The organism is Mycobacterium sp. NGS67, from assembly GCF_059812185.1.
Window position 1 is genome coordinate 22,618 of the sequence record NZ_JCALCF010000001.1, and the last position, 21,745, is coordinate 44,362.

Consider the following 21,745-nt stretch of genomic DNA (forward strand, 5'->3'; position numbering starts at 1 on the left):
GGAACAGCTGTGAGCGTCAGAGGGTGGCTAGAGCTGTGCGGCCAATAGCTCGGCGATCTGAATGGTGTTCAGCGCCGCGCCTTTTCGCAGGTTGTCCCCCGAAATGAACAACGCCAGACCGCGTCCGTCCGCAACTCCGGGGTCCTGCCGGATGCGGCCGACCAACGACTCGTCGACGCCGGCGGCGTCCAACGGGGTGGGCACGTCGACCAGCTTCACGCCCGGCGCCTCGTCCAGCAGTTGGCGGGCCCGTTCCGGCGAGATGGGCCGGGCGAACTCGGCGTTGATCGACAGCGAGTGCCCGGTGAACACCGGAACCCGCACACAGGTCCCGCTGACCAGCAGGTCCGGAATCCCCAGGATCTTGCGGCTCTCGAAGCGCAACTTCTGGTCCTCGTCGGTCTCCCCGGAGCCGTCGTCCACCAACGAACCGGCCAGCGGCACCACATTGAATGCGATCGGCGCGACGTACTTGCGGGGCGCCGGGAAGTCCACCGCACGTCCGTCGTGCACCAGTGCCTCCGCACCGTCGACGACGGCGCGCGCCTGGGTCGCCAGCTCCTCCACTCCGGCCAGCCCGCTGCCGGAGACGGCCTGGTAGGAGGAGGCGATGAAGCGAGTCAGCCCGGCTTCGTCGTGCAGGACTTTGAGCACCGGCATCGCGGCCATCGTGGTGCAGTTCGGGTTGGCGATAATGCCCTTGGGCCTGTTGGCCGCGTCGCGGGTGAAGTTCACCTCGGACACCACCAGCGGCACGTCGGGGTCTTTGCGCCACGCCGACGAGTTGTCGATCACCGTCACCCCGGCCGCGGCGAATCGCGGCGCCTGCACCTTCGACATGGCGCCGCCGGCCGAGAACAACGCGATGTCCAGGCCGCTCGGGTCGGCGGTCTCGGCGTCCTCGACCTCGATCTCCTGGCCGCGGAACGGCAACTTGCGGCCCTGTGAGCGGGCGGAGGCGAAGAACCGGACCGACGTCACCGGGAAGTCACGCTCGTCCAGCAACGTGCGCATCACCTGGCCCACCTGACCGGTGGCGCCGACAACTCCTATGGCAACCACTTACCGCCCCGTCCCCGCGTACACCGTCGCCTCCTCCGCGCCGCCGAGCCCGAACGCCTCGTGCAGTGCAACAACGGCCTTGTCCAATTCGGTGTCGCGGCAGAGCACCGAGATCCGGATCTCGGAGGTGGAGATCAGTTCGATGTTGACGCCCACCGCGGCCAGCGCCTCGCAGAACGTCGCCGTGACACCGGGATGGCTGCGCATACCGGCACCGATCAGCGAAACCTTGCCGATGTGGTCGTCGTAGAGCAGCTGGGTGAAGCCGATCTCGTCCTTGAGCGAATCGAGCTTGGCCACCGCGGTCGGTCCGCTGTCGCGCGCGCAGGTGAAGGTGATGTCGGTCTTGCCGTCCTCGACCTTGGAGACGTTCTGCAGCACCATGTCGATGTTCACGTCGGCGTCGGCGACGGCGCGGAACACCTTGGCCGCGTAGCCGGGGATGTCCGGGATGCCGACGATGGTCACTTTGGCCTCGCTGCGGTCGTGCGCGACACCGGTGAGGATGGGGTCTTCCATGGATATGTCCTTGATCGATCCGACGACGACGGTGCCGGGTTTGTCCGAGTACGACGACCGGACGTGCACCGGCAGTTCGTAACGGCGGGCGTATTCGACGCAGCGCAGCATCAGCACCTTGGCGCCGCAGGCCGCCATCTCGAGCATCTCCTCGAAGGTGACGGTGTCGAGCTTGCGGGCATTGGGCACGATCCGCGGGTCGGCGCTGAAGATGCCGTCGACGTCGGTGTAGATCTCGCAGACGTCGGCGCCCAGCGCCGAGGCCAGGGCGACCGCGGTGGTGTCCGAACCGCCGCGACCCAACGTGGTGACGTCGCGGGTGTCCTGACTGACGCCCTGGAACCCGGCGACCAGGACGATCCGGCCCTCGTCGAGCGCGGCCTGCAACCGGCCCGGCGTGACGTCGATGATCTTGGCGTTGCCGTGCGTGCCGGTGGTGATCACGCCGGCCTGCGAACCGGTGAACGAACGGGCGTGGGCGCCCAGCGACTCGATCGCCATGGCCACCAACGCATTCGAGATGCGCTCACCGGCGGTCAGCAGCATGTCGAGTTCGCGCGGCGGCGGCACCGGGCAGACCTGCTGAGCCAGATCCAGCAGGTCATCAGTGGTGTCACCCATCGCGGAGACGACGACGACCACGTCATTGCCCTGCTTCTTCGTCTCCACGATCCGCTCGGCTACGCGGCGGATCCGGTCGGCGTCGGCCACCGATGATCCGCCGTATTTCTGCACGACGAGCGCCACTGAAATGTTCCTGTCTGGGGCTTCGGGGTACGGGTTTCTCCCATTTAGTCCACAACAGGATACGGGGCCGCGCATCTCCAATTTTCTCGATGCGCCAGCGCGACCGGTCCTGACAAGCTGCGTAGCATCCGGCGCACCGGCCGATACGGTGCAGATGTGACCGACGACACCGAGGAAGAAGCCGGCGGTATCGGGCACCGGCTGGCTCGCGTGCGGGATCGACTGCGGAAACGGCCCACGGCGAATGTGACCTACCGCATTGCGGTGGGCATCGTCGGGTCGGCTCTGCTGGTCGGCGGTATCGTCGCGATCCCGTATCCGGGTCCGGGTTGGGCGATCGTCTTCCTGGGGTTGGCCGTGCTGGCCAGCGAGTTCGGCGTCTTCCGGCGGCTCCTGGACTATGTCCGCGATCGCTATGACACCGCGATGGGGTGGTTTCGCCGACAGCACTGGGCAGTGCAAGCGGTCGGGACGGTCTTCACCGCCGTGGTGACGGTCGCGACGTTGTGGCTGATGGGGGTGTTCGGCTGGATGGCCCGTTTGGTGGGCTGGGACTGGGCGTGGTTGAAGAGTCCCATCGGGCTCGGCGGATAGTGCGTCTGCCTACAAGTGCGGTTTTGGTGAACAAGCCCAGAGCGGTAGAGTGCAGGACGTGCAGCGGGTGCTCCTTCTCGGACGCCGCGACGGGGTCTGATCCAGACTGGCTTCCCGTCGCGGGAATTCGCGATGCGCCGGTCTGAGGTTCCTCACTCACACACCCTGGAGCACCAACCGTGACCAATCCTGATTCACCCGACGCTTACGTATCGGCTCGGACCGTCGTCAAACCCGCCGGCCCGCCCCGGCCCGGCCAGCCTTCCTGGAATCCGCAACGTGGCTCGTCGATGCCGGTCAACCGGTATCGCCCGTTCGCCGACGAGGTCGAGCCCATTCGCCTGGCCGACCGAACCTGGCCCGACCGCGTCATCGAACACGCGCCGCTGTGGTGCGCGGTGGACCTGCGCGACGGCAACCAGGCGCTGATCGACCCGATGAGCCCGGCCCGCAAGCGTCGCATGTTCGACCTGCTGGTCCGGATGGGCTACAAGGAGATCGAGGTCGGCTTCCCGTCGGCCAGCCAGACCGACTTCGACTTCGTCCGCGAGATCATCGACGACGGCGCCATCCCGGACGACGTCACCATCCAGGTACTGACCCAATGCCGGCCCGAGCTGATCGAGCGGACGTTCGAAGCGTGCGACGGCGCGCCGCAGGCGATCGTGCATTTCTACAACTCGACGTCGATCCTGCAGCGCCGGGTGGTCTTCCGCGCCGACCGGGCGGCGGTGCAGGCGATCGCCACCGACGGGGCACGCAAGTGCGTCGAGGAGGCGGCGAAATACCCCGGCACCCGGTGGCGCTTCGAATACTCACCGGAGTCCTACACCGGGACCGAGCTGGAATACGCCCGTGACGTGTGCAACGCCGTCGGCGAGATCATCGGGCCGACGCCGGACAACCCGATCATCTTCAACCTGCCGGCCACCGTGGAGATGGCCACGCCGAACGTCTACGCCGATTCGATCGAGTGGATGAGCCGCAACTTGGCGAACCGCGACTCGGTGATCCTGAGCCTGCACCCGCACAACGACCGCGGAACCGCCGTCGCCGCAGCCGAATTGGGTTACCAAGCCGGGGCCGACCGGATCGAGGGCTGCCTGTTCGGCAACGGCGAGCGCACCGGCAACGTCTGCCTGGTCACGCTGGGGCTGAACCTGTTCTCCCGCGGCGTGGACCCGCAGATCGACTTCTCCAACATCGACGAGATCCGCCGCACGGTCGAGTACTGCAACCAGCTGCCGGTGCACGAACGCCACCCGTACGGCGGCGACCTGGTCTACACCGCGTTCTCGGGCAGTCACCAGGACGCGATCAACAAGGGCTTAGACGCGATGAAGCTGGATGCAGATGCGGCAGACGTCGATATGGACGACATGCTCTGGCAGGTGCCGTACCTGCCGATCGACCCCAAGGACGTCGGGCGCACCTACGAGGCGGTGATCCGGGTCAACTCGCAGTCCGGCAAGGGCGGGGTGGCCTACATCATGAAGGCCGACCACGGCCTGGCGTTGCCGCGACGGCTGCAGATCGAGTTCTCGCAGGTCATCCAGAAGCTGGCGGACGGCGAGGGCGGCGAGGTGTCGCCGAAGGAGATGTGGGAGGCGTTCTCCGAGGAATACCTGGCCCCGGTGCTGCCGCTGGAGCGGATCAAGCAGCGCGTCGACGCCGACGAGGAAGACACCGGCACCACCAGCATCACCGCGACCGTGAAGATCGACGGCGTGGAGACCGAGATCAGCGGGGCCGGAAATGGGCCGCTGGCCGCGTTCGTCGACGCGCTGGGCGGGGTGGGGTTCGACGTGGCGGTGCTCGACTACTCCGAGCACGCGATGAGCTCGGGCGACGATGCTCAGGCCGCGGCGTATGTGGAGGTTTCGGTGTCGATCGCGAGCGCGGTGACGCCGGGCGAAGCGGGTCGGCACCCATCAGGCCCGGTGGCCGGCAAGACTGTGTGGGGTGTGGGTATCGCGCCGTCGATCACCACCGCGTCGCTGCGCGCCGTCGTGTCGGCGGTCAACCGGGCGTCCCGCTAGTTCCGAGGGCAAACCCGGCCCTGGGGGGTCGGGTCGGGCCGGGTTTGCGGTTTTGTTAGCTGGCGGGAGAGCCCCCGATCGAAATCGCTTACCGCCGGGACGGTTCGGGCTTCTCTCTTACATATGTTGAATAGCCCGGACCCGCCGCGACGAAACGTCAGAACAAAACGAACTGGTCGTCGTCGGCGGCGGCCGGGACGAACTCCTCCATGCTCCTGCCGCCCACCACGGACCCGACACAGTCCATGAACAACGCATCCGACACCACCGGCACCCCTAATTGCAGGGCGTGATAGCCCTTGCCCTGCTCGGGTGCGGGGTCGTTGCAGACCACCAACGACGTGGCACGGTCGACGTCGTCGCTGTAGGCCAGCCCGGCATTCAGGATCCGCTCGACTAGTTCGTCGTGGGTGCGCCCCACCTCGGCGGCCAGCGCCACCCGCATGCCCTGGACCAGCGGCCGGCCCGAGACGTAACGGCCCGGGTTGAGATACGGGCACGGCATCCGGGCGGCCAGCACCTTGAGCGGTCGCAGCTCGTCATGGGTCACCCGGCCGTTCGGCCAGCTGCGCCGGGTCACCGGGTGCACCGGTAGCCAGACGTCGCGGGCCCGCGCGCGTTGCAGCGCGGCGGCCAGCACTCCGGTGAGCACCATCGCGTCGTCGAACGCGTCATGCGGCCGTTCCTGGGTGACACCCCAGTGCGCGGCCAGCGTCTCCAGCCGCAGATTCGGCACGCCGAGCTCCAGCCGCCGGGCCAACTCCACGGTGCACATCACCGAATCGACCGGCAGCTCGGCGCCGGCCATCTCGGCCTCGGCGGCCAGGAACGAGTAGTCGAACGCGACGTTGTGGGCCACCAGTGTGCGGTCGCGCAGCACCTCGACGACGTCGTCGACGATCTCGGCGAACTGAGGCTGATCCTCCAGCATCGCGGCCGTGAGCCCGTGCACGTGCGTGGGGCCCGGGTCCACTCCGGGATTGAGCAGGCTGACCACCGACTGCTCGACCCGCCCGGCGCCGTCGAGGCCCAGCGCGGCGATGCTGATGATCCGGGCCTGACCGGGGCGAAAACCCGAGGTCTCGACGTCGATGACGGCCCATCCCGCGTCCGGCTCGCGCGCCGGGCGGCCCCAGGACATCGGGTTCATGGGTCGAGGATGGCACGTCGGGCCGACATCGCCGGGTCGCTGACGCGTCGTGTCGCCGGCCCGGAAACTTTGGTCGGCGACCCGCTGCACCCGGCGCGAAGCGCCGCGTTTGCGATCGCCTGTAAAAAACTTTGGTCGGCGACCCGCTGCACCCGGCGCGAAGCGCCGCGTTTGCGATCGCCTTTAAACTTCCCGGGTGATCACCGCCCGCGCACGCCTCGCTCTCGCCGCCGGCGCCAGCGCGCGCTGGGCGTCGCGGGTCACCGGGCGCGGCGCGGGCGCCATGATCGGCGGGCTGGTCGCGATGACGCTGGACCGCTCGGTGTTGCGGCAGCTCGGCACCGGCCGGCGCACGGTCGTGATCACCGGAACCAACGGCAAGTCCACCACCACCCGGATGACGGCGGCGGCTTTGGGCACATTAGACCCAAATGAGCGGGTGGCCACCAACGCCGAGGGCGCCAACATGGACGCCGGGCTGGTGGCCGCGTTGGCCGCCGACCGCCGGGCCGGGCTGGCCGCCCTGGAAGTCGACGAGATGCACGTGCCACACGTGTCGGACGCCGTCGAGCCGGCCGCCGTCGTACTGCTGAACCTGTCGCGTGATCAGCTGGACCGGGTCGGTGAGATCAACGTCATCGAGCGCACGCTGCGTGCCGGGCTGGCCCGGCATCCGGACGCGGTCGTCGTCGCCAACTGCGACGACGTGCTGATGACCTCGGCCGCCTACGACAGCCCGAACGTGGTGTGGGTCGCCGCCGGCGGCTCGTGGGCCAACGACTCGGTCAGCTGCCCTCGCAGCGGCGAGGTGATCGTGCGGGAGTCCGGTCATTGGTATTCCACGGGCGCCGACTTCAAGCGGCCGAGTCCGCAGTGGTGGTTCGACGACGAAACCCTGTACGGACCCGACGGACTGACGCTGCCGATGCACCTCGCGCTGCCGGGGGCGGTGAACCGGGGCAACGCGGCCCAGGCCGTCGCCGCCGCGGTCGCGTTGGGCGCCGACCCCGCCAAGGCCGTCGGGGCGGTCGCTGGCGTCGACGAAGTGGCCGGGCGCTACCGGACGGTCCGGATCGGCGGGCATGAGGCTCGGATCCTGTTGGCCAAGAACCCCGCCGGCTGGCAGGAGGCGCTGTCGATGGTGGACAAACACGCCGACGGCGTGGTGATCGCGGTCAACGGTCAGGTGCCCGACGGCGAGGACCTGTCCTGGTTGTGGGATGTGCGGTTCGAGCACTTCGAAGAAACCCGCGTTGTTGCGGCGGGCGAACGCGGCACCGACCTGGCCGTGCGACTGGGGTACGCCGGAGTCGAGCACACGCTGGTGCACGACACAATGGCGGCCATCGCCTCCTGCCCGCCCGGACGGGTCGAGGTCGTCGCCAACTACACCGCCTTCCTGCAGTTGAACCGGAGGCTGGCCCGCAATGGCTGAGTCCACGGTGCGGATCGGGCTGGTGCTGCCCGATGTGATGGGCACCTACGGCGACGGCGGCAACGCCGTGGTGCTGCGGCAACGGTTGCTGTTGCGCGGCATACCGGCCGAGATCGTCGAGATCACGCTCGGCGACCCGGTGCCGGACTCGCTGGACCTGTACACCCTCGGTGGCGCGGAGGACTACGCGCAGCGGCTGGCCACCCGGCACCTGATCCGCTATCCCGGCCTGCAACGGGCGGCCGAGCGCGGCGCGCCGGTGCTGGCGATCTGCGCGGCGGTCCAGGTGCTGGGGCACTGGTATGAGACGTCGTCGGGCGAACGGGTCGACGGCGTCGGGATGCTGGATGCGACTACCTCACCGCAGGACAAGCGGACCATCGGCGAGCTGGTCGCCAAGCCGCTGCTACCCGGATTGACGCAGCAGCTGACGGGATTCGAAAACCACCGTGGCGGAACGGAATTGGGCTCCGAAGCTGCACCGCTGAGTGCGGTGGTCAAGGGTGCGGGTAACCGCGCCGGCGACGGGTGCGACGGCGTGGTGCAGGGCAGTGTGGTGGCGACCTACATGCACGGGCCGTGTCTGGCGCGGAATCCGGAGCTGGCCGATCTGCTGCTGGGCAAAGTCGTCGGTGCGCTGGCGCCGCTGGAGCTTCCCGAGGTCGATCTGCTGCGCCGCGAGCGGTTGGCTGCGCGCTGATTTCGGTCTGTTCTGTCTGACGTTGACGGACCGCTTTTCTGTAACGCAACGGTTTGATCGGACCGTTTGAGCATTCTAAGACGTGGGTGACATGTGTGATCTGGGATTGCGCGGCTTGTTCCTGCGTGTACATGTAGCCCTCGGTGCTGTAGGCGGTTTTGACTTCTGACCGCTGAACAATCTGGACACTGGTTGTGAGACGTGAAAAGACGCTTGCCAGGCGCGCACGACCTGAACGTTGGTTCTGCCGATGTCGGCGACCGATTCTCGTTTCTCTAGGAGAGCAGCGTGATCATCTGTGCGTCCTGCGACAGGGGCGAATGCAGTACGGCGCATTTCCTTGGCCGGTAGCCTCAAGTTGATCCTGGCAAGCCGCATTCTTTGGGGGTGAGAAGTTTGGCCAATCGGTTCACGTTGAACCCCCACGTAGTGCGCGGGTTCGCCCACGAGGTGTACGGGGTATCCGACCGGCTGAGCGACATTCGAGCGGACGTCATCCTTGGCGAGGGTGCAGCGGCGTGCGCGGGTAGCGCGCTGGTGTCGGGGTTGGCCCTGCATGCCGCGGAGCAACACGGTCATGTGCAGGCGTTAGCGGCGCATTTCGACGGTTTCGGCGATTGGGTGCGCGACACGGTGCATGCCTTCGAACAACTCGACGGCAATTTGTCTTCGACACCACCAAATCCGCGTACTGGATGACGCTGCGGATCTCCCAAGTTCGGGACTGGAAATTGGACGGGTTGGTCAACACCGCGGCCGGGTTGCGCAGCGGCGCCGAGCAGATGAGCCAAGGCGGGTTGACCGTGATCAACGAGCTCGCCGGCATCGACACCGACTGGCAAGGCGAAGCACGTGACGCCGCGGTGGTGCGCTCCAAAGACTCCGCCGGCATGTTGCAACGAAAAGCTGAGCGCTGGCACAACGCCGCCGCTGTCCTCGACCAAGCCGCCCAACAGCTCGGACTGCTGCGCACCGCCATCCTGGATAGGGTCGATGACCCCGACAACAGCCGGATGTACCTCATCGGTGACGACGGCAGCGTGCAATTGACCAAAGACTATGCAGCAACCCTCCAAGATGAGGTGGAGCAGCGGCGTGCGGCGATAGCTCGCGCCCGTCTGGAAACGGAGCTGCGATCGCTGCTGGCGACGGCGGCGTTATCCGCCCAGCAGTACGACGAAGCCACGACAGCGGCGCTGGTCGGCTCCGAGTGGTACTCCCGCGGGTTCTTCCCGGGTGCGGCCGCACCGCCGACCGGCCCCATCGCAAGCGCTAACGCCAACGGGTCCGGCCCCGACCAATACGGGACCTATCACCCGGGCACACTGGGAAAAATGGGGCTTCAAGGCACCCAATTATGGGCGGAGGGACTGGTGGAAGGCGCCCGAGTAGCCGGAAACAAGTTCGCACCTGACGCCTTGGAACATTTCCTGCAAGGGTCAGGCACACCCATGATGGTCCCGGTGGACAACATGCTCTATGACATGCCCTGGTTCCGTGCCGCAGCCCAAGCCCAAACCCGCGACGCCGTAGGAATCGCTGTCGGTGCGATGCCCGCCGGGTACAGAGGACCCGTGGCCTTTCAAACCGGCTACCTCAACATCAAGCCAGACGGCACCCCAGCGCGCCCCGACAGTTCCTCCAATCCCGATTGGTGGGCGACCCTGGGTACGTTCAGCTACCAGAGCAGCGGAATAGCCACCCCCAGCGGCGAGGGCCACTATGGCATCGCCGCCCGCACCAGCATCTACGACTACTACAACTTCGACAGCACCGACCGACACCCCTGGCCGCAAGCCTCCGACCTCAACGATCTGCACCGCGCCGCCTGGGCACAAAACTTCACCACCACCGGCACCTCGAGCACCTACACGAGCACCTGGCCGTGACCCGCCACCGACACCGCATCACCCTGATCACCGCCGCGGGCCTGCTGGCCTGTGTGGCCAGCGGATGCGGACCGGGCTGGACCGACCAAGACCCGGGTATCGTCGGCGACCTCAAAGTCGACATCCCCAAATCTGCCACTTACTTCACCGGGGAAATGGGCAACGAAATTGACAGTGTCCACTTCCTCATGCCCAACGACCAATGGCGCGACTACGTCGCGCATTACTACCCCGGCAAGACGCTCAGGGAACACGCAGCACGGGAAAATGACGGGAGCGCCTCACCCCTATGCTTCGCCGTTCTACGCACGGGAACAAAGCTGAGCAGCCAGATGGTCGGCGACGACATCCAATACCGCAATACCAACAAACACGCATTCCGGATGGTCAGCGTCACCCCAGACTGCCAGCCAGGCAAAGCCTACGTGGAATGGAGCATCGGCCGACCAAAGTGAACCAACCCGCCAGCTGGATCACCCCCGGGCAGCGGCGACCGGACTCTGGCCGAGGGCGAATTTGAAGTTCCTAGGGAGTCTAGGTTGCAATCGCGTGTCGGGACCACGACGATACACCCCTGCTGAATCAATAGCCACACAAGCCCCGTAGGCCTCAAATCGTACGTGTGTTCGTCCACGAACTAGATCTTTTCGTCGGTAACAGTCTTACACTCCGTCTGCCTTTACAGATAAATCTTGAGTACGGCGGCCATGAGTGCGGCCACATCGAAATTGAAAACCAGCAGCGAAAATTCGAGTGCCGCCCTACCAGAATGCAATCTCGATATCGGGGCGAACGCAAACCGCCGACAGCCTCACACCATCGAGCGGCGACCGGTCAGCGCGCGACCCAAGGTCAGCTCGTCGGCGAACTCCAGATCGCCGCCCATCGGCAGCCCGGACGCGATCCTCGTCACGGTCAGACCGGGGATGTCGCGCAGCATCCGCACCAGGTAGGTGGCGGTGGCCTCACCCTCGGTGTTGGGGTCGGTGGCGATGATGACCTCGGTGATGTCGACGTCGTCGACCCGCTCGCCGATGCGCGTCAGCAGTTCACGGATGCGCAGCTGCTCGGGACCGATGCCCGACAACGGGTCCAGCGCCCCGCCCAGCACGTGGTAGCGACCGCGGAATTCGCGGGTGCGTTCCACGGCCTGGATGTCCTTGGGTTCCTCCACCACGCACACCAACGAGCCGTCCCGACGCGGATCGGCGCAGATCCGGCACCGCTCGTCGTCGGAGACGTTGCCGCACACCGCGCAGAACCGCACCCCGTCGCGGACCTTGCCCAACACCGCCGTCAGCCGATCGATCTCGGGCGGCTCGACCGATAGCAGGTGGAAGGCGATGCGCTGCGCGCTTTTGGGTCCGATGCCCGGCAGCTTGCCGAGCTCGTCGATCAGATCCTGAACGGGCCCTTCGAACATGCTGCAATCAGAGGCCCGGAGCGCCCGGCACACCGGGCGGCGGCGCCCCCGGCGCTGCGGGCGGTGCGGGTGGGCGCATCCCGCCGGCCAGCGCGCCCAGCCGTTCCTGGGCCATCTGGGTGACCTGCTTGGACGCGTCCCCCATCGCACCGACGATCAGATCCTGCAGGGTCTCGATGTCGTTGGGGTCGACGACCTTGGGGTCGATCTTGACGCCGATGACCTCGCCGCTGCCTTTGACGACGACCTCGACCAGTCCCCCGCCAGCCTGACCATGCACCTCGGAGTTCGCCAGCTGCTGCTGGGCTTCGAGCAGTTTCTGCTGCATCTGCTGGGCTTGGGCCAGCAGCTGCGACATATCGCCTCCGGGTTGCATGACAGTCCCCTCGCATCTTGGTCTCGAGTTGGTTTCGCCTGCGGGTGTCGGGCGATTCGAAACATTCAGCGTAGTCCGCGCCCGGTTACCTTGGCGCAGTGGACGTACGACTGAGCCTGCGTGTCGGTATAGCCCTGGTGGTAGGAGCGGTGGTTACGGCGGTGATGCCTTCGATCCCGGCTGCCACCGCGGCCCCCGGCAGCCTGGCCGGCATGGTCGTGTTCATCGATCCTGGCCACAACGGCGCCAACGACTCGTCCATCGGCCGTCAGGTGCCTACCGGCCGGGGCGGCACCAAAGACTGTCAGGCCAGCGGCACGTCCACCAACAGCGGTTACGCCGAGCACACGTTCACCTGGGACACCGCGCTGCGGTTGCGTGCCGCGCTGAACGCCCTGGGCGTGCGGACCGCGATGTCCCGCGGCAATGACAACGCGCTGGGGCCCTGCGTCGACGAACGCGCCAACATGGCCAACTCGCTGCACCCCAACGCCATCGTCAGCCTGCACGCCGACGGCGGACCGGCGTCCGGCCGCGGCTTCCACGTCAACTACTCGTCGCCGCCGCTCAATGCCGCCCAGTCCGGACCGTCGGTGCAGTTCGCCCGCGTCATGCGCGACCAGCTGCAAGCCTCGGGCCTGACGCCGGCCACCTACATCGGCCAGGGCGGACTGTACGGCCGCTCGGATCTGGCCGGGCTGAACCTGGCGCAGTACCCGTCGATCCTGGTGGAACTGGGCAACATGAAGAACCCGGCGGACTCGGCGCTGATGGAGTCAGCGGAGGGCCGGCAGAAATACGCCGACGCGCTGGTCCGCGGCGTCGCCGGTTTCCTGGCCACCCAGGGTCAGGCCCGCTAGCCGGACTGACCTTCCACCGCGCCCTTGAGGTTGTCCAGCGTCTCGGACTGGATCTTCTTCAGCCCCAACGGTGCGAACGTCTTCTCGAAGAAACCCTTGACGCCACCGGCTCCGGTCCACGTGGTGGTCACGGTGACGCTGGATCCCGGCCCGGCCGGTGCCACCGTCCAATTGGTCACCAGCGACGAGTTCGCGTCCTTCTCGATGACGGTGTGGCCTGCGACGTCCACGTCCACCTGGACGTTGCGCACCCGCGATTCGGTCGCCTGCAGCCTCCACTTGGCGACCGTGCCTTTACCCTGACCGCCCTGCAACACCTCGTACTCGCTGTACTGCGCGGGAAGGATCCGCGGGCGGACATTCTCGTAGTCGGCCACCGCATTCAGCACGGCCTCGGGCTCGGCGTTGATCAGGATCGTGCTGGCTGCCCGCACCTGTCCCATCGAATGCAACTCCTCTGTCGTAGTGCTGTCGGGACCACGATATAGGGGGCCTCGGCAGGCCTAACCGTCGATGCGGCGGGCGCCCAACTCGTTCTGCAGCAGCTCCAAGGCGACTTCTTCGGGGTCGCGGCGCGGTTCCGACGGGTCGCTGCGGCCGGCTTCGGCGAGCATGCTTTCCTCCTCGTCGCGCGCCGAGGTGTCGGCTGGGGCGGCGGGCGCTACCGCCTGGGGCGTCGGCGCAATGTCGGCCGTCGCCGGCGGGCCGGTTTCACATCGCACCTTCCAGTTGACGCCCAGGGCGTCCTTGAGCGCCTCGACGATCACGTCGGCGTTGCGTTGTTCGCACAGCCGCTTGGCCAGCGGCGCCGCCTCATGGGTCAGCACCAGCGTGTCGTTCTCCACTGCAAGGACCGTGGCACCGGACAGCATGACCGCGGTGGTGCGGCTGCGTTCGCGAACCTTGTCGCGCACCGTCGGCCACATGCTGCGCACGGCGGCCGCGTTGAGTTCACCAGGTGCCGCGGCCGGCGCGGAGGGGGCCGGGGTCGGGACGGGGGCGGGTTCAGGCGCGGGCTCAGGCTTGCGTGCGGGTGCCGGAGCCGCGGGGCGCTGGACCGAACGGCGCACCGGCGGCGCTGACACGGGTGCAGGTGGCGGTGCCGCCTCAGCGGCCGGGATGGAGATGGCCAACCGTGTCTCGATGCGTTCGACACGTTGCAGCAGTGCCGATTCGGCGTCGGCGGCCGAGGGCAGCAGCAGCCGCGCGCACACCACTTCCAAGAGCAGCCGCGGCGCCGTCGCACCACGCATTTCGCCGAGCCCGGCTTGCACCACTTCGGCGTAGCGGGTCAGGGTCGCCGGGCCGATGCGGGCCGCCTGCTCGCGCATCCGCTCCAGCACGTCCTCGGGGGCGTCCACCACGCCGCGGGACACCGCGTCGGGGACCGCCTGCAGCAAGATCAGGTCGCGGAAGCGCTCCAGCAGGTCGGTGGCGAAGCGCCGGGGGTCATGACCCGCGTCGATCACCGACTCGACGGCCCCGAACAATGCCGCGGCGTCCCCGGCGCCGAGGGCGTCGACGGCGTCGTCGATCAGCGCGACGTCGGTGGCCCCCAACAGACCCAGTGCCCGCTGGTAGTTGACGTGACCGCCGTCGGAGCCGGCCACCAACTGGTCCAACACCGACAGCGTGTCCCGGGGTGAGCCCCCACCGGCCCGGATGACCAGCGGGTATACCGCGTCGTCGACGACGACGTTCTCCTGCTCGCAGATCCGGGCGATCAGCCCCCGCATGGTGCGCGGCGGCAGCAGCCGGAACGGGTAGTGATGGGTGCGTGACCGGATGGTGGGCAGCACCTTCTCCGGCTCGGTGGTGGCGAAGATGAAGATGAGGTGCTCGGGCGGTTCCTCGACGATCTTGAGCAGCGCGTTGAAGCCGGCGGTGGTGACCATGTGCGCCTCGTCGACGATGAACACCCGGTAGCGCGACTGGGCGGGCGCGTAGAACGCACGGTCGCGCAGCTCGCGGGTGTCGTCGACGCCGCCGTGGCTGGCCGCGTCGAGTTCGACGACGTCGATGCTGCCCGGCGCGTTCGGCGCCAGCGCCTGACAGGAATCGCAGGTACCGCAGGGCGTGGCGGTGGGTCCGTCGGCGCAGTTCAGTGATCGCGCCAGGATGCGCGCCGACGACGTCTTCCCGCATCCGCGCGGGCCGGAGAACAGGTAGGCATGGTTGATCCGGCCCGCTTCCAGGGCGACCGAAAGCGGTTCGGTGACATGCTCCTGCCCCACCACCTCGGCGAAGGTTGCCGGTCGGTATTTGCGGTAGAGGGCCACTGGAGCAGGCTACTCACGCCCGGTGACGATGCGCGCCCGGAGGGCGCGCTGAGGAGGCGGGCAATCCAGCCCACGCCCGGTGACGATGCGCGCCCGGAGGGCGCGCTGAGGAGGCGGGCAATCCAACCCACGCCCGGTGACGATGCGCGACGGGAGTCGGCTGAGCAGGATGCGCACCGACGGTTGAGAATTGGACGGCACGTCAATCCTGCGCCTATTGATGCCCGTCGACTTGCGGCGGCGAGAGGGGGTCAGACGCGTTGGCACCCGAGGAGCCGTTTGACGACCTTGTCCCTCCCGGCACGCCCATCGACCTGGAGAACTGCGCCCGCGAACCGATCCACATCCCGGGCAGTATCCAGCCGCGGGGGGTACTGGCGGTGGTGCACGAACCCGACTTCGAGGTCCGCCAGGTCAGCGCCAATGTCGCCGAATTGCTCGGCCGCTCCGTCGAGGACGTGCTGGGCTCGCACCTGTCGGTGCTGATGGGCACCGACGAGGCCGTCCGGGTCCAGCAGACGGCATCGGCGTTCGGGGACCTGCGTCAGCGCAATCCGCTCGAATGCAACATCGACGTCGGCGGCCAGTCACGCGCATTCGACGCCATCCTGCGGCGCGAGCCCAGCGGGGTGCTCCTGGTCGAGCTCGAGATCGCCTACGGCGAGCGGCCGTTCTCGTTCCCGAACACCTATCAGGCGGTGCGCAACTCCATCGAGGAGTTGAACCGGGCCGCCACACTGACCGAGTTGTACGACACTGCGGCGCGGGCGGTCCGGGAGCTGACCGGCTTCGACCGGGTGATGGTGTACCGCTACGACGAGGATTACCACGGTGAGGTCGTCGCCGAGTCCAAGCGCGAAGACCTCAATTCCTTTCTCGGCCTGCACTATCCGGCCACCGACATCCCCACGCAGGCGCGGGCACTGTACGAGAAGAACTGGATCCGGCTCATCTCGGACGTCAACTACACACCAGCGCCGCTGGTCCCTGCCGTCGACCCCGCGACCGGTCTACCACTCGACCTCACCTTCGCGACACTGCGAAGCGTTTCGCCCATCCACATCGAGTACCTGCAGAACATGGGCGTGCACGCATCGATGTCGATCTCGCTGCTACGACACGGACGACTGTGGGGACTTATCGCCTGCCATCACTACGCCGGCCCCCACCTGCCCCCGTTCGGTACCCGGGCAGCGGCGGAGTTCCTGGGTTCGACTCTGTCGCTGCGGCTCGTCGACCGTTTCGAAGACGATCAGCTGCATCAACGCCTGGCCGCGAATGCGGTGCTGAGCAAGCTCATCGCCGCCACGCTGGACGACAGCGAACCCCTCGCGGCCGCTCTGCTCGCTGCACCCAACCTGCTGGACCTGGTTCCGGCCGACGGCGTCGCTGTCAACATGCAAGGCGACCTCCGGACAAGCGGGACGGTTCCGCCACCGGAGATCGTGTCCGCAGTAGCTGCCTGGGCCCGCGGCGCGGGCGAGGACATCGCGAGCAGCGAAGCCCTGTCTCAGGAATTGATCACGGTCGAGCTCGACCCCCGCCTGCTCGCCGGGGCGCTGGCGCTCAACCTGCCCGACGGGCAGTACGCCATCTGGTTCCGCCGCGAGGTGCTGCGCTCGGTGGACTGGGGCGGCGACCCGCACAACAAGGCGATCGCGGTGACCGAGGACGACGGGGTGCGGCTCAGCCCGCGCAAGTCGTTCGACCGGTGGCGCGAGGTCGTGCGGCAGCGCAGCGAACCCTGGACGCTCAGCGAGACCGAGTCCGCCGAGGCACTGCGCCGCCACCTGGTCGAGTCGCTCTACCGCCGCGCACGCGGGGCGCTGCGCACGGCCGAGACGCTGCAGCGCAGTTTGCTGCCTGAGTCGATCCCGAAGCTGAAGGACTGGCACCTGTCGGCACATTACGAACCAGCCGCGGGCGACAACGTCGGCGGCGACTGGTACGACGCGTTCGAGTTGCGCGACGGCCGGCTGATCCTGCTGCTTGGTGACGTCGCCGGGCACGGCGTCGCCGCGGCCGGCACGATGGCGCAGCTGCGCAACGCCCTGCGTGCGCAACTGTTCGCCGGCGCCGCACCAGCGGAGGCGTTGGAGCAGCTCAACGACTTCTGCCTGCACATGCTCTCGCACGCCTTCGCGACCGTCGTCGTCGCGCGGATCGATCTCGACTCGGGGCAGGTCGAGGCCGCCTGCGCCGGTCACCTGATTCCCTTTCTGACCCATCCGGGTGCCGTCGCGGCGCCTATCCGACTGTCGCCGCCGATCGGGGTGCGCGGCGTGACGTACGCACCGAGCACATTCACCATCGAGCCCGGCCAGGGCCTGGTCTTGTACTCCGACGGGCTAGTGGAACGGCGGGGCGAGCCCATTGACGACGGTCTGGATCGGTTGGTCGCGATCCTCGGCCGGTTAGGCGACGCACCGGCGTCGCGAATCTGGTCGGCGATGGCATCGACGTCGGGGGCCACCGACGACGACGTCGCCATCGTCACCCTGCGGCGGCCCTGACTCCCAGCAGCGATTCGCTGGCCGCCAGCAACGCGCAGGTCGACAGCCCGTCGACCGCGTCCCGCAGGTCCGGCAGCGACGGGAACGACGGCGCGATCCGGATGTTCTTGTCCTCGGGATCCTTGCGGTACGGGAAGGACGCGCCCGCCTCGGTCACCGCGATGCCGGCGTCCTTGGCCAGCGCGACAGTTCGGCGGGCCGTGCCGGGCAGGACGTCGAGGCTGATGAAGTAGCCGCCCTTGGGATCCGACCAGGACGCGATCTTGGACTCACCGAGCCGTTGTTCGAGGATCTCGGCGGCCAGCGCGAATTTCGGCGCCAAGATCTGCTGGTGACGCAGCATGTGCAGGCGCACCCCGTCCGCGTCGCCGAAGAAGCGCAGATGCCGCAGTTGGTTCACCTTGTCCGGGCCGATCGACTTCTTCGCGGCGTACTGCAGGTACCAGGCGATGTTGCCCAGCGACCCGCCGAAGAAGCTGACCCCGGCTCCGGCGAAGGTGATCTTCGAGGTGGAGGCGAAGATGTAAGGCCGATTGGGGTTGCCGGCCTTGGTGGCCAGGCCGAGAACGTCGACTTGACGGATGAAGTCGTGGGTGAGGATGTGCACCGCGTAGGCGTTGTCCCAGAACAGCCGGAAGTCGGGGGCAGCCGTCTGCATCTGCACCAGTCGGCGCACGGATTCCCACGAGTAGGTGATCCCGGTGGGATTGCCGAACACCGGAACCGTCCACATCCCCTTGACCGCCGGGTCAACGGCGACCAGCTCTTCGATCAGGTCGACATCCGGGCCGTCTTCGAGCATCGGGATCGGGATCATCTCGATGCCCAACGCCTCGGTGATCGCGAAGTGACGGTCGTAACCGGGCACCGGGCACAGGAACTTGACGGCCGGTTCCTTGATCCACGGCTGCGGCGAGTCCACGCCGCCGTGCAGCATCGAGAACGCGACGACGTCGTGCATGAACTCCAGGCTGGCGTTGTTACCGGCGATCAGGTTCTGCACCGGCACGCCGAGCAGTTCGGCGAAAATTCCCCGCAGCCCGGGCAGGCCGTGCAGTCCACCGTAGTTACGGGTGTCGGTGCCCTCTGGGTCCTTGAAGACGTCGCCGGGCAAGCTCAACAGCTGGTTGGACAGGTCGAGCTGCTCCGGGGACGGTTTGCCCCGGGTGAGGTCCAGGGAGAGCTTCTTGGCTTGCAGCGCCGCGTAGTCCTGCTGGTGTTGGGCGTGCACGCCGGACAGGTCTTCAGGGCTGAGGGAATCCAGCGACACCATGCGGCCCTTTCGCCGTCGTGACATGAGGGGACCCCGCGCACCCGACAGAGCCCATTGACCCTTGCTGCCTTCCGGCCCTGGGGGAGTTCACAGGATAGACGCCGCGCGGGGTCCACCGGCGAGTGTAATACCCGGCCCCGGACCCGCTTTTGCCGACTCGGCGGCGGTCGCAGGACACTGGGCTCGTTTCAGCGGCTACCATGACCACGGAGGATTCGCCTAGTGGCCTATGGCGCTCGCCTGGAACGCGGGTTGGGTTAACAGCCCTCGCGGGTTCAAATCCCGCATCCTCCGCTGTATGGTCTGCCGAGTGACCAGGGCGGACAACATCCTGGTCACCCGTCGGCAGCGCGAGTTGATTGCTTGAGGAGGGGTATGGGGCGCAAAGTCGCCTTGCTTTGGCACGCGTCGTTCTCGATCGGCGCCGGCGTCCTCTTCTTCTACTTCGTACTGCCCCGGTGGCACGAACTCGTCGGCGACACGTCACACGGGCTGGGGACGACGCTTCGGATCGTGACCGGTGCGCTGATCGGCCTGGCCGCTCTGCCGGTGGTCTTCACCCTGTTGCGCACCCGCAAGCCCGAACTCGCCACTCCGCAGCTGGCACTGTCCATCCGGACCTGGTCGATCGTGGCTCATGTGCTGTCCGGGGTGCTGATCATCGGCACCGCGATCAGCGAGATCTGGTTCAACCTCGACAAAGCGGGCCAGTGGTTGTTCGCGATCTACGGGGCCGCCGCCGCGATCGGGGTGCTGGGCTTCTTCGCGTTCTATCTGTCGTTTGCCGCGGAACTGCCGCCGCCACCGCCGAAGCCGATCAAGCCTAAGAAGGAAAAGAAGCGTCGCACCCGCGGGAAGCAGGCCGCCGAGGACGACGTCGACGAGGACATCGACGAAGAGACCGAGGACGAGGACGAGGACGAGGTCGACGAGACCGAGGACGTCGAAGCCGACGCCGAGACGGTCCAGGCGGCGACAGCCGAAGCCCCGACGGTCGAGGCACCCGCCAAAATCAGCCTGGACAAGGACGAGCCGGCAGCGACCGAGGCCGACGAGGTTAAGGACGAGGTCCCCGCGGCCTCTGAGGTCCCCGCGGCCTCTGAGGGCTCCAAGTTCTCCAAGGTCTCTGAGGTCGAGGACGACGCGGCCGACGAGACCATCGAAGCGCCGGTCCCCGAAACCGCACAGCCGCGACTGCGCAACCGCCGCCCGACGGGCAAGACCTCGCATCGCCGTCGCCGCACCCGGGGTGGGGTCGCGGTCGAGGACCAGTGACGATCGCGAGCGCGGCGTAGCCGGGCAAAGCGGGTCGTCACCAGCAAGACCCGCGACGATCGCAAGCGCGGCGTAGCCGGGCGAAGCGGGTCGTCACCAGCAAGACCCGCGACGATCGCAAGCGCGGCGTAGCCGGGCGAAGCGGGTCGTCACCAGCAAGACCCGTGACGATCGCGAGCGCGGCGTAGCCGGGCGAAGCGGGTCGTCACCCGTGCTTAGGCCTCAGCGGCGCCGCAGCCGCTCGACGTAGTCGGCGACACCTTGCTGGGTCTGGTCGGCGGCCCACACCCGGCGCACCTCCCGGTCGATCTCGGCGCCCGCTTCGATGCGCGCCAGAGTCGGTGCCCGCAGCTGCTCCTTGGTGTGGCGATAGGCGACCGCTGGGATCTCGCTGAGGTCCTTGGCCTCGGCGACCGCGGCATCCAGCAGGTTTTCGGCTACCACGCGGTGGGCCAATCCCCGTGCGACGGCGTCCTCGCCGCGGTAGCTACGCCCACTGAGCAGGACCTCCTCGGCGCGGTCGCCACACGCATAGCGCATCACCTCGAGCGCGGCGACCGGGAACGGCACACCGACCCGGACTTCGGCGGCTCCGATCTGAGCGGCAGGGTCGGACAGGCGCCAGTCGCAGGCGCAGGCCAGCACGCACCCACCGGCTATTGCGGCACCGTTTATCGCTGCCACCGTCGGCCCGGGATACCTGAACACCGCCTCGAACAGATCCGACAAGGCCGGAACCAATTGGTCGGTGTAGGCGGCCCCGCCCTCGACGAGCCGGTTCAGGTCGACCCCGGCCGAGAACACCCGTCCGGCGCCGGTGATGACCAACGCGGCGCCACCCGAACGTTCCTGCTCCCGCACCGTCTGGGTCAGCTCGCCGAGGAATTCGACGTCGAGCGCGTTGACCCGTCCCGACATGAGGGTCACGACCTGCACCGATCCCACAGCTTCGATCTCGATCACAGGGCTACTCCACCACAACCCGCTCGATTACTTGGGATCGGTAGCGACGAGGGCGATCTGTACTTCTCCCATGACGCCGCCAACGGGGCGGCGCATGACGGAAGGAAGTCCGATGAAACGTGTTATCGCGGCTGCGATTGGCGCCCTTGGCTGCGCATCGGTGCTGGTGGGGTGCTCCAGCGGCGGCCACACGGCCAGCCCGGCGTCCAACGCACCGGCAAGCATCTCGACCGGCGGCGGCAAGACCGAGGTCAAGGTGGGCGGCACCGACCTCGCCGGCCTGGATCCGGCTTCGGTGACGTGTGTCAAGCAGGCCGGAAAGATCAACATCGGCAGCGGCTCGACCGGCGGCCCGCAGCAGGCGCTGGCGGTTGTGATGACCGACGCCAACCCGCCGACGGTGGACTCGCTGGCCATGGTCGTCGACGGCAACGCCCTGTCGGTCGCCGACAATATGGGCGCCAAGGTCGGTTCGGCCAAGGTCGCGGTGGACGGCAAGACCTACACCATCACCGGTCAGGCGCAGGGCGCCGACCTGAAGAACCCGATGGCCGGGATGATCACCAAGGACTTCAGCATCAAGGTGACGTGCGGCTAGGAACAGCGGTTCGGGGCGGCGGGCATGCAACGCATGTCCGCCGTTTCGGC

General features: G+C 67.5%; 20 protein-coding genes, 1 tRNA gene and 1 other RNA gene. 12 read left to right on the forward strand and 10 right to left on the reverse strand.

Features of this window, described 5'->3' with window-relative positions:
• Window positions 1–27: 27 nt before the first annotated feature.
• Together AC5Y4D_RS00115 and AC5Y4D_RS00120 are read right to left on the reverse strand one after the other, a co-directional pair.
• Window positions 28–1,062: an aspartate-semialdehyde dehydrogenase gene (locus AC5Y4D_RS00115; protein WP_499943303.1), complete on the reverse strand. Its 1,035-nt coding sequence runs from the start codon at window positions 1,060–1,062 to the stop codon at window positions 28–30.
• Window positions 1,063–2,328, reverse strand: coding sequence for an aspartate kinase (locus AC5Y4D_RS00120; protein WP_499943302.1), 1,266 nt, complete (start codon window positions 2,326–2,328; stop codon window positions 1,063–1,065).
• A 156-nt stretch (window positions 2,329–2,484) separates the two neighbouring features.
• On the opposite strand from AC5Y4D_RS00120, the gene AC5Y4D_RS00125 reads away from it, so the two are divergent.
• Together AC5Y4D_RS00125 and leuA are read left to right on the forward strand one after the other, a co-directional pair.
• Window positions 2,485–2,922 carry a TIGR02611 family protein gene (locus AC5Y4D_RS00125; RefSeq protein WP_499943301.1) on the forward strand — a complete coding sequence of 146 codons (438 nt, stop codon included), beginning with the start codon at window positions 2,485–2,487 and terminating at the stop codon, window positions 2,920–2,922.
• 179 nt (window positions 2,923–3,101) lie between these two features.
• Window positions 3,102–4,961 (forward strand): 2-isopropylmalate synthase, encoded by a 1,860-nt coding sequence (gene leuA / locus AC5Y4D_RS00130; RefSeq protein ID WP_499943300.1) that lies wholly within the window; start codon window positions 3,102–3,104, stop codon window positions 4,959–4,961.
• A 157-nt stretch (window positions 4,962–5,118) separates the two neighbouring features.
• Here the strand turns inward: leuA and AC5Y4D_RS00135 are convergent, their stop codons facing one another.
• A complete protein-coding gene (locus AC5Y4D_RS00135) occupies window positions 5,119–6,111 on the reverse strand; it encodes a DEDDh family exonuclease (RefSeq protein WP_499943299.1) in 993 nt (330 codons plus the stop codon).
• A gap of 196 nt (window positions 6,112–6,307) precedes the next feature.
• On the opposite strand from AC5Y4D_RS00135, the gene AC5Y4D_RS00140 reads away from it, so the two are divergent.
• The 5 genes from AC5Y4D_RS00140 to AC5Y4D_RS00160 all read left to right on the forward strand — a co-directional run bounded on the left by AC5Y4D_RS00140 (window position 6,308) and on the right by AC5Y4D_RS00160 (window position 10,590).
• Window positions 6,308–7,546: a MurT ligase domain-containing protein gene (locus AC5Y4D_RS00140; RefSeq protein WP_499943298.1), complete on the forward strand. Its 1,239-nt coding sequence runs from the start codon at window positions 6,308–6,310 to the stop codon at window positions 7,544–7,546.
• Window positions 7,539–8,246, forward strand: coding sequence for a type 1 glutamine amidotransferase (locus tag AC5Y4D_RS00145; RefSeq protein ID WP_499943297.1), 708 nt, complete (start codon window positions 7,539–7,541; stop codon window positions 8,244–8,246). The genes AC5Y4D_RS00140 and AC5Y4D_RS00145 overlap by 8 nt, the downstream gene beginning before the upstream one ends.
• Window positions 8,247–8,633: 387 nt before the next feature.
• Window positions 8,634–8,945 carry a hypothetical protein gene (locus tag AC5Y4D_RS00150; RefSeq protein ID WP_499943296.1) on the forward strand — a complete coding sequence of 104 codons (312 nt, stop codon included), beginning with the start codon at window positions 8,634–8,636 and terminating at the stop codon, window positions 8,943–8,945.
• Entirely contained in the window at window positions 8,942–10,135 is a 1,194-nt protein-coding gene (locus AC5Y4D_RS00155; RefSeq protein WP_499943295.1) for a hypothetical protein, read from the forward strand. Before AC5Y4D_RS00150 ends, AC5Y4D_RS00155 begins: the two co-directional genes overlap by 4 nt.
• Window positions 10,132–10,590: a hypothetical protein gene (locus AC5Y4D_RS00160; RefSeq protein WP_499943294.1), complete on the forward strand. Its 459-nt coding sequence runs from the start codon at window positions 10,132–10,134 to the stop codon at window positions 10,588–10,590. The genes AC5Y4D_RS00155 and AC5Y4D_RS00160 overlap by 4 nt, the downstream gene beginning before the upstream one ends.
• A 356-nt stretch (window positions 10,591–10,946) precedes the next feature.
• Here the strand turns inward: AC5Y4D_RS00160 and recR are convergent, their stop codons facing one another.
• Window positions 10,947–11,558 carry a recombination mediator RecR gene (gene recR / locus AC5Y4D_RS00165; RefSeq protein WP_499943293.1) on the reverse strand — a complete coding sequence of 204 codons (612 nt, stop codon included), beginning with the start codon at window positions 11,556–11,558 and terminating at the stop codon, window positions 10,947–10,949.
• A 7-nt stretch (window positions 11,559–11,565) separates the two neighbouring features.
• Window positions 11,566–11,934 (reverse strand): YbaB/EbfC family nucleoid-associated protein, encoded by a 369-nt coding sequence (locus AC5Y4D_RS00170; RefSeq protein ID WP_499943292.1) that lies wholly within the window; start codon window positions 11,932–11,934, stop codon window positions 11,566–11,568.
• Between the two features lie 98 nt (window positions 11,935–12,032).
• Between AC5Y4D_RS00170 and AC5Y4D_RS00175 the strand changes: the two genes are divergently transcribed.
• A complete protein-coding gene (locus AC5Y4D_RS00175) occupies window positions 12,033–12,794 on the forward strand; it encodes an Rv3717 family N-acetylmuramoyl-L-alanine amidase (RefSeq protein ID WP_499943291.1) in 762 nt (253 codons plus the stop codon).
• On the opposite strand, the gene AC5Y4D_RS00180 is transcribed toward AC5Y4D_RS00175, so the two are convergent.
• Both AC5Y4D_RS00180 and AC5Y4D_RS00185 read right to left on the reverse strand, forming a co-directional pair.
• Complete coding sequence (locus tag AC5Y4D_RS00180) at window positions 12,791–13,237, reverse strand: SRPBCC family protein (RefSeq protein WP_499943290.1); 447 nt, start codon at window positions 13,235–13,237, stop codon at window positions 12,791–12,793. The genes AC5Y4D_RS00175 and AC5Y4D_RS00180 overlap by 4 nt on opposite strands.
• Window positions 13,238–13,297: 60 nt before the next feature.
• Window positions 13,298–15,073, reverse strand: coding sequence for a DNA polymerase III subunits gamma/tau (locus AC5Y4D_RS00185; protein ID WP_499943289.1), 1,776 nt, complete (start codon window positions 15,071–15,073; stop codon window positions 13,298–13,300).
• A 260-nt stretch (window positions 15,074–15,333) separates the two neighbouring features.
• Here AC5Y4D_RS00185 and AC5Y4D_RS00190 point away from each other — a divergent pair, with 260 nt between their 5' ends.
• Entirely contained in the window at window positions 15,334–17,586 is a 2,253-nt protein-coding gene (locus AC5Y4D_RS00190; RefSeq protein WP_499943288.1) for a SpoIIE family protein phosphatase, read from the forward strand.
• On the opposite strand, the gene AC5Y4D_RS00195 is transcribed toward AC5Y4D_RS00190, so the two are convergent.
• Together AC5Y4D_RS00195 and ffs are read right to left on the reverse strand one after the other, a co-directional pair.
• Complete coding sequence (locus tag AC5Y4D_RS00195; RefSeq protein WP_499943420.1) at window positions 17,567–18,856, reverse strand: aspartate aminotransferase type Ic; 1,290 nt, start codon at window positions 18,854–18,856, stop codon at window positions 17,567–17,569. The two genes, AC5Y4D_RS00190 and AC5Y4D_RS00195, sit on opposite strands and share 20 nt — an antisense overlap.
• A gap of 25 nt (window positions 18,857–18,881) precedes the next feature.
• An RNA gene (gene ffs / locus AC5Y4D_RS00200) (signal recognition particle sRNA small type) lies at window positions 18,882–18,976 on the reverse strand.
• Window positions 18,977–19,067: 91 nt separating this feature from the next.
• Here ffs and AC5Y4D_RS00205 point away from each other — a divergent pair.
• Window positions 19,068–19,153, forward strand: a tRNA-Ser gene (locus AC5Y4D_RS00205).
• Between the two features lie 81 nt (window positions 19,154–19,234).
• Window positions 19,235–20,134 (forward strand): lipid uptake coordinator LucA, encoded by a 900-nt coding sequence (gene lucA / locus AC5Y4D_RS00210; protein WP_499943287.1) that lies wholly within the window; start codon window positions 19,235–19,237, stop codon window positions 20,132–20,134.
• Window positions 20,135–20,356: 222 nt separating this feature from the next.
• Here the strand turns inward: lucA and AC5Y4D_RS00215 are convergent, their stop codons facing one another.
• Window positions 20,357–21,097, reverse strand: a complete 741-nt coding sequence (locus tag AC5Y4D_RS00215) for an enoyl-CoA hydratase/isomerase family protein (protein ID WP_499943286.1) — start codon at window positions 21,095–21,097, stop codon at window positions 20,357–20,359.
• Between the two features lie 112 nt (window positions 21,098–21,209).
• On the opposite strand from AC5Y4D_RS00215, the gene AC5Y4D_RS00220 reads away from it, so the two are divergent.
• Window positions 21,210–21,695 (forward strand): lipoprotein LpqH, encoded by a 486-nt coding sequence (locus tag AC5Y4D_RS00220; protein ID WP_499943285.1) that lies wholly within the window; start codon window positions 21,210–21,212, stop codon window positions 21,693–21,695.
• Window positions 21,696–21,745 lie beyond the last annotated feature (50 nt).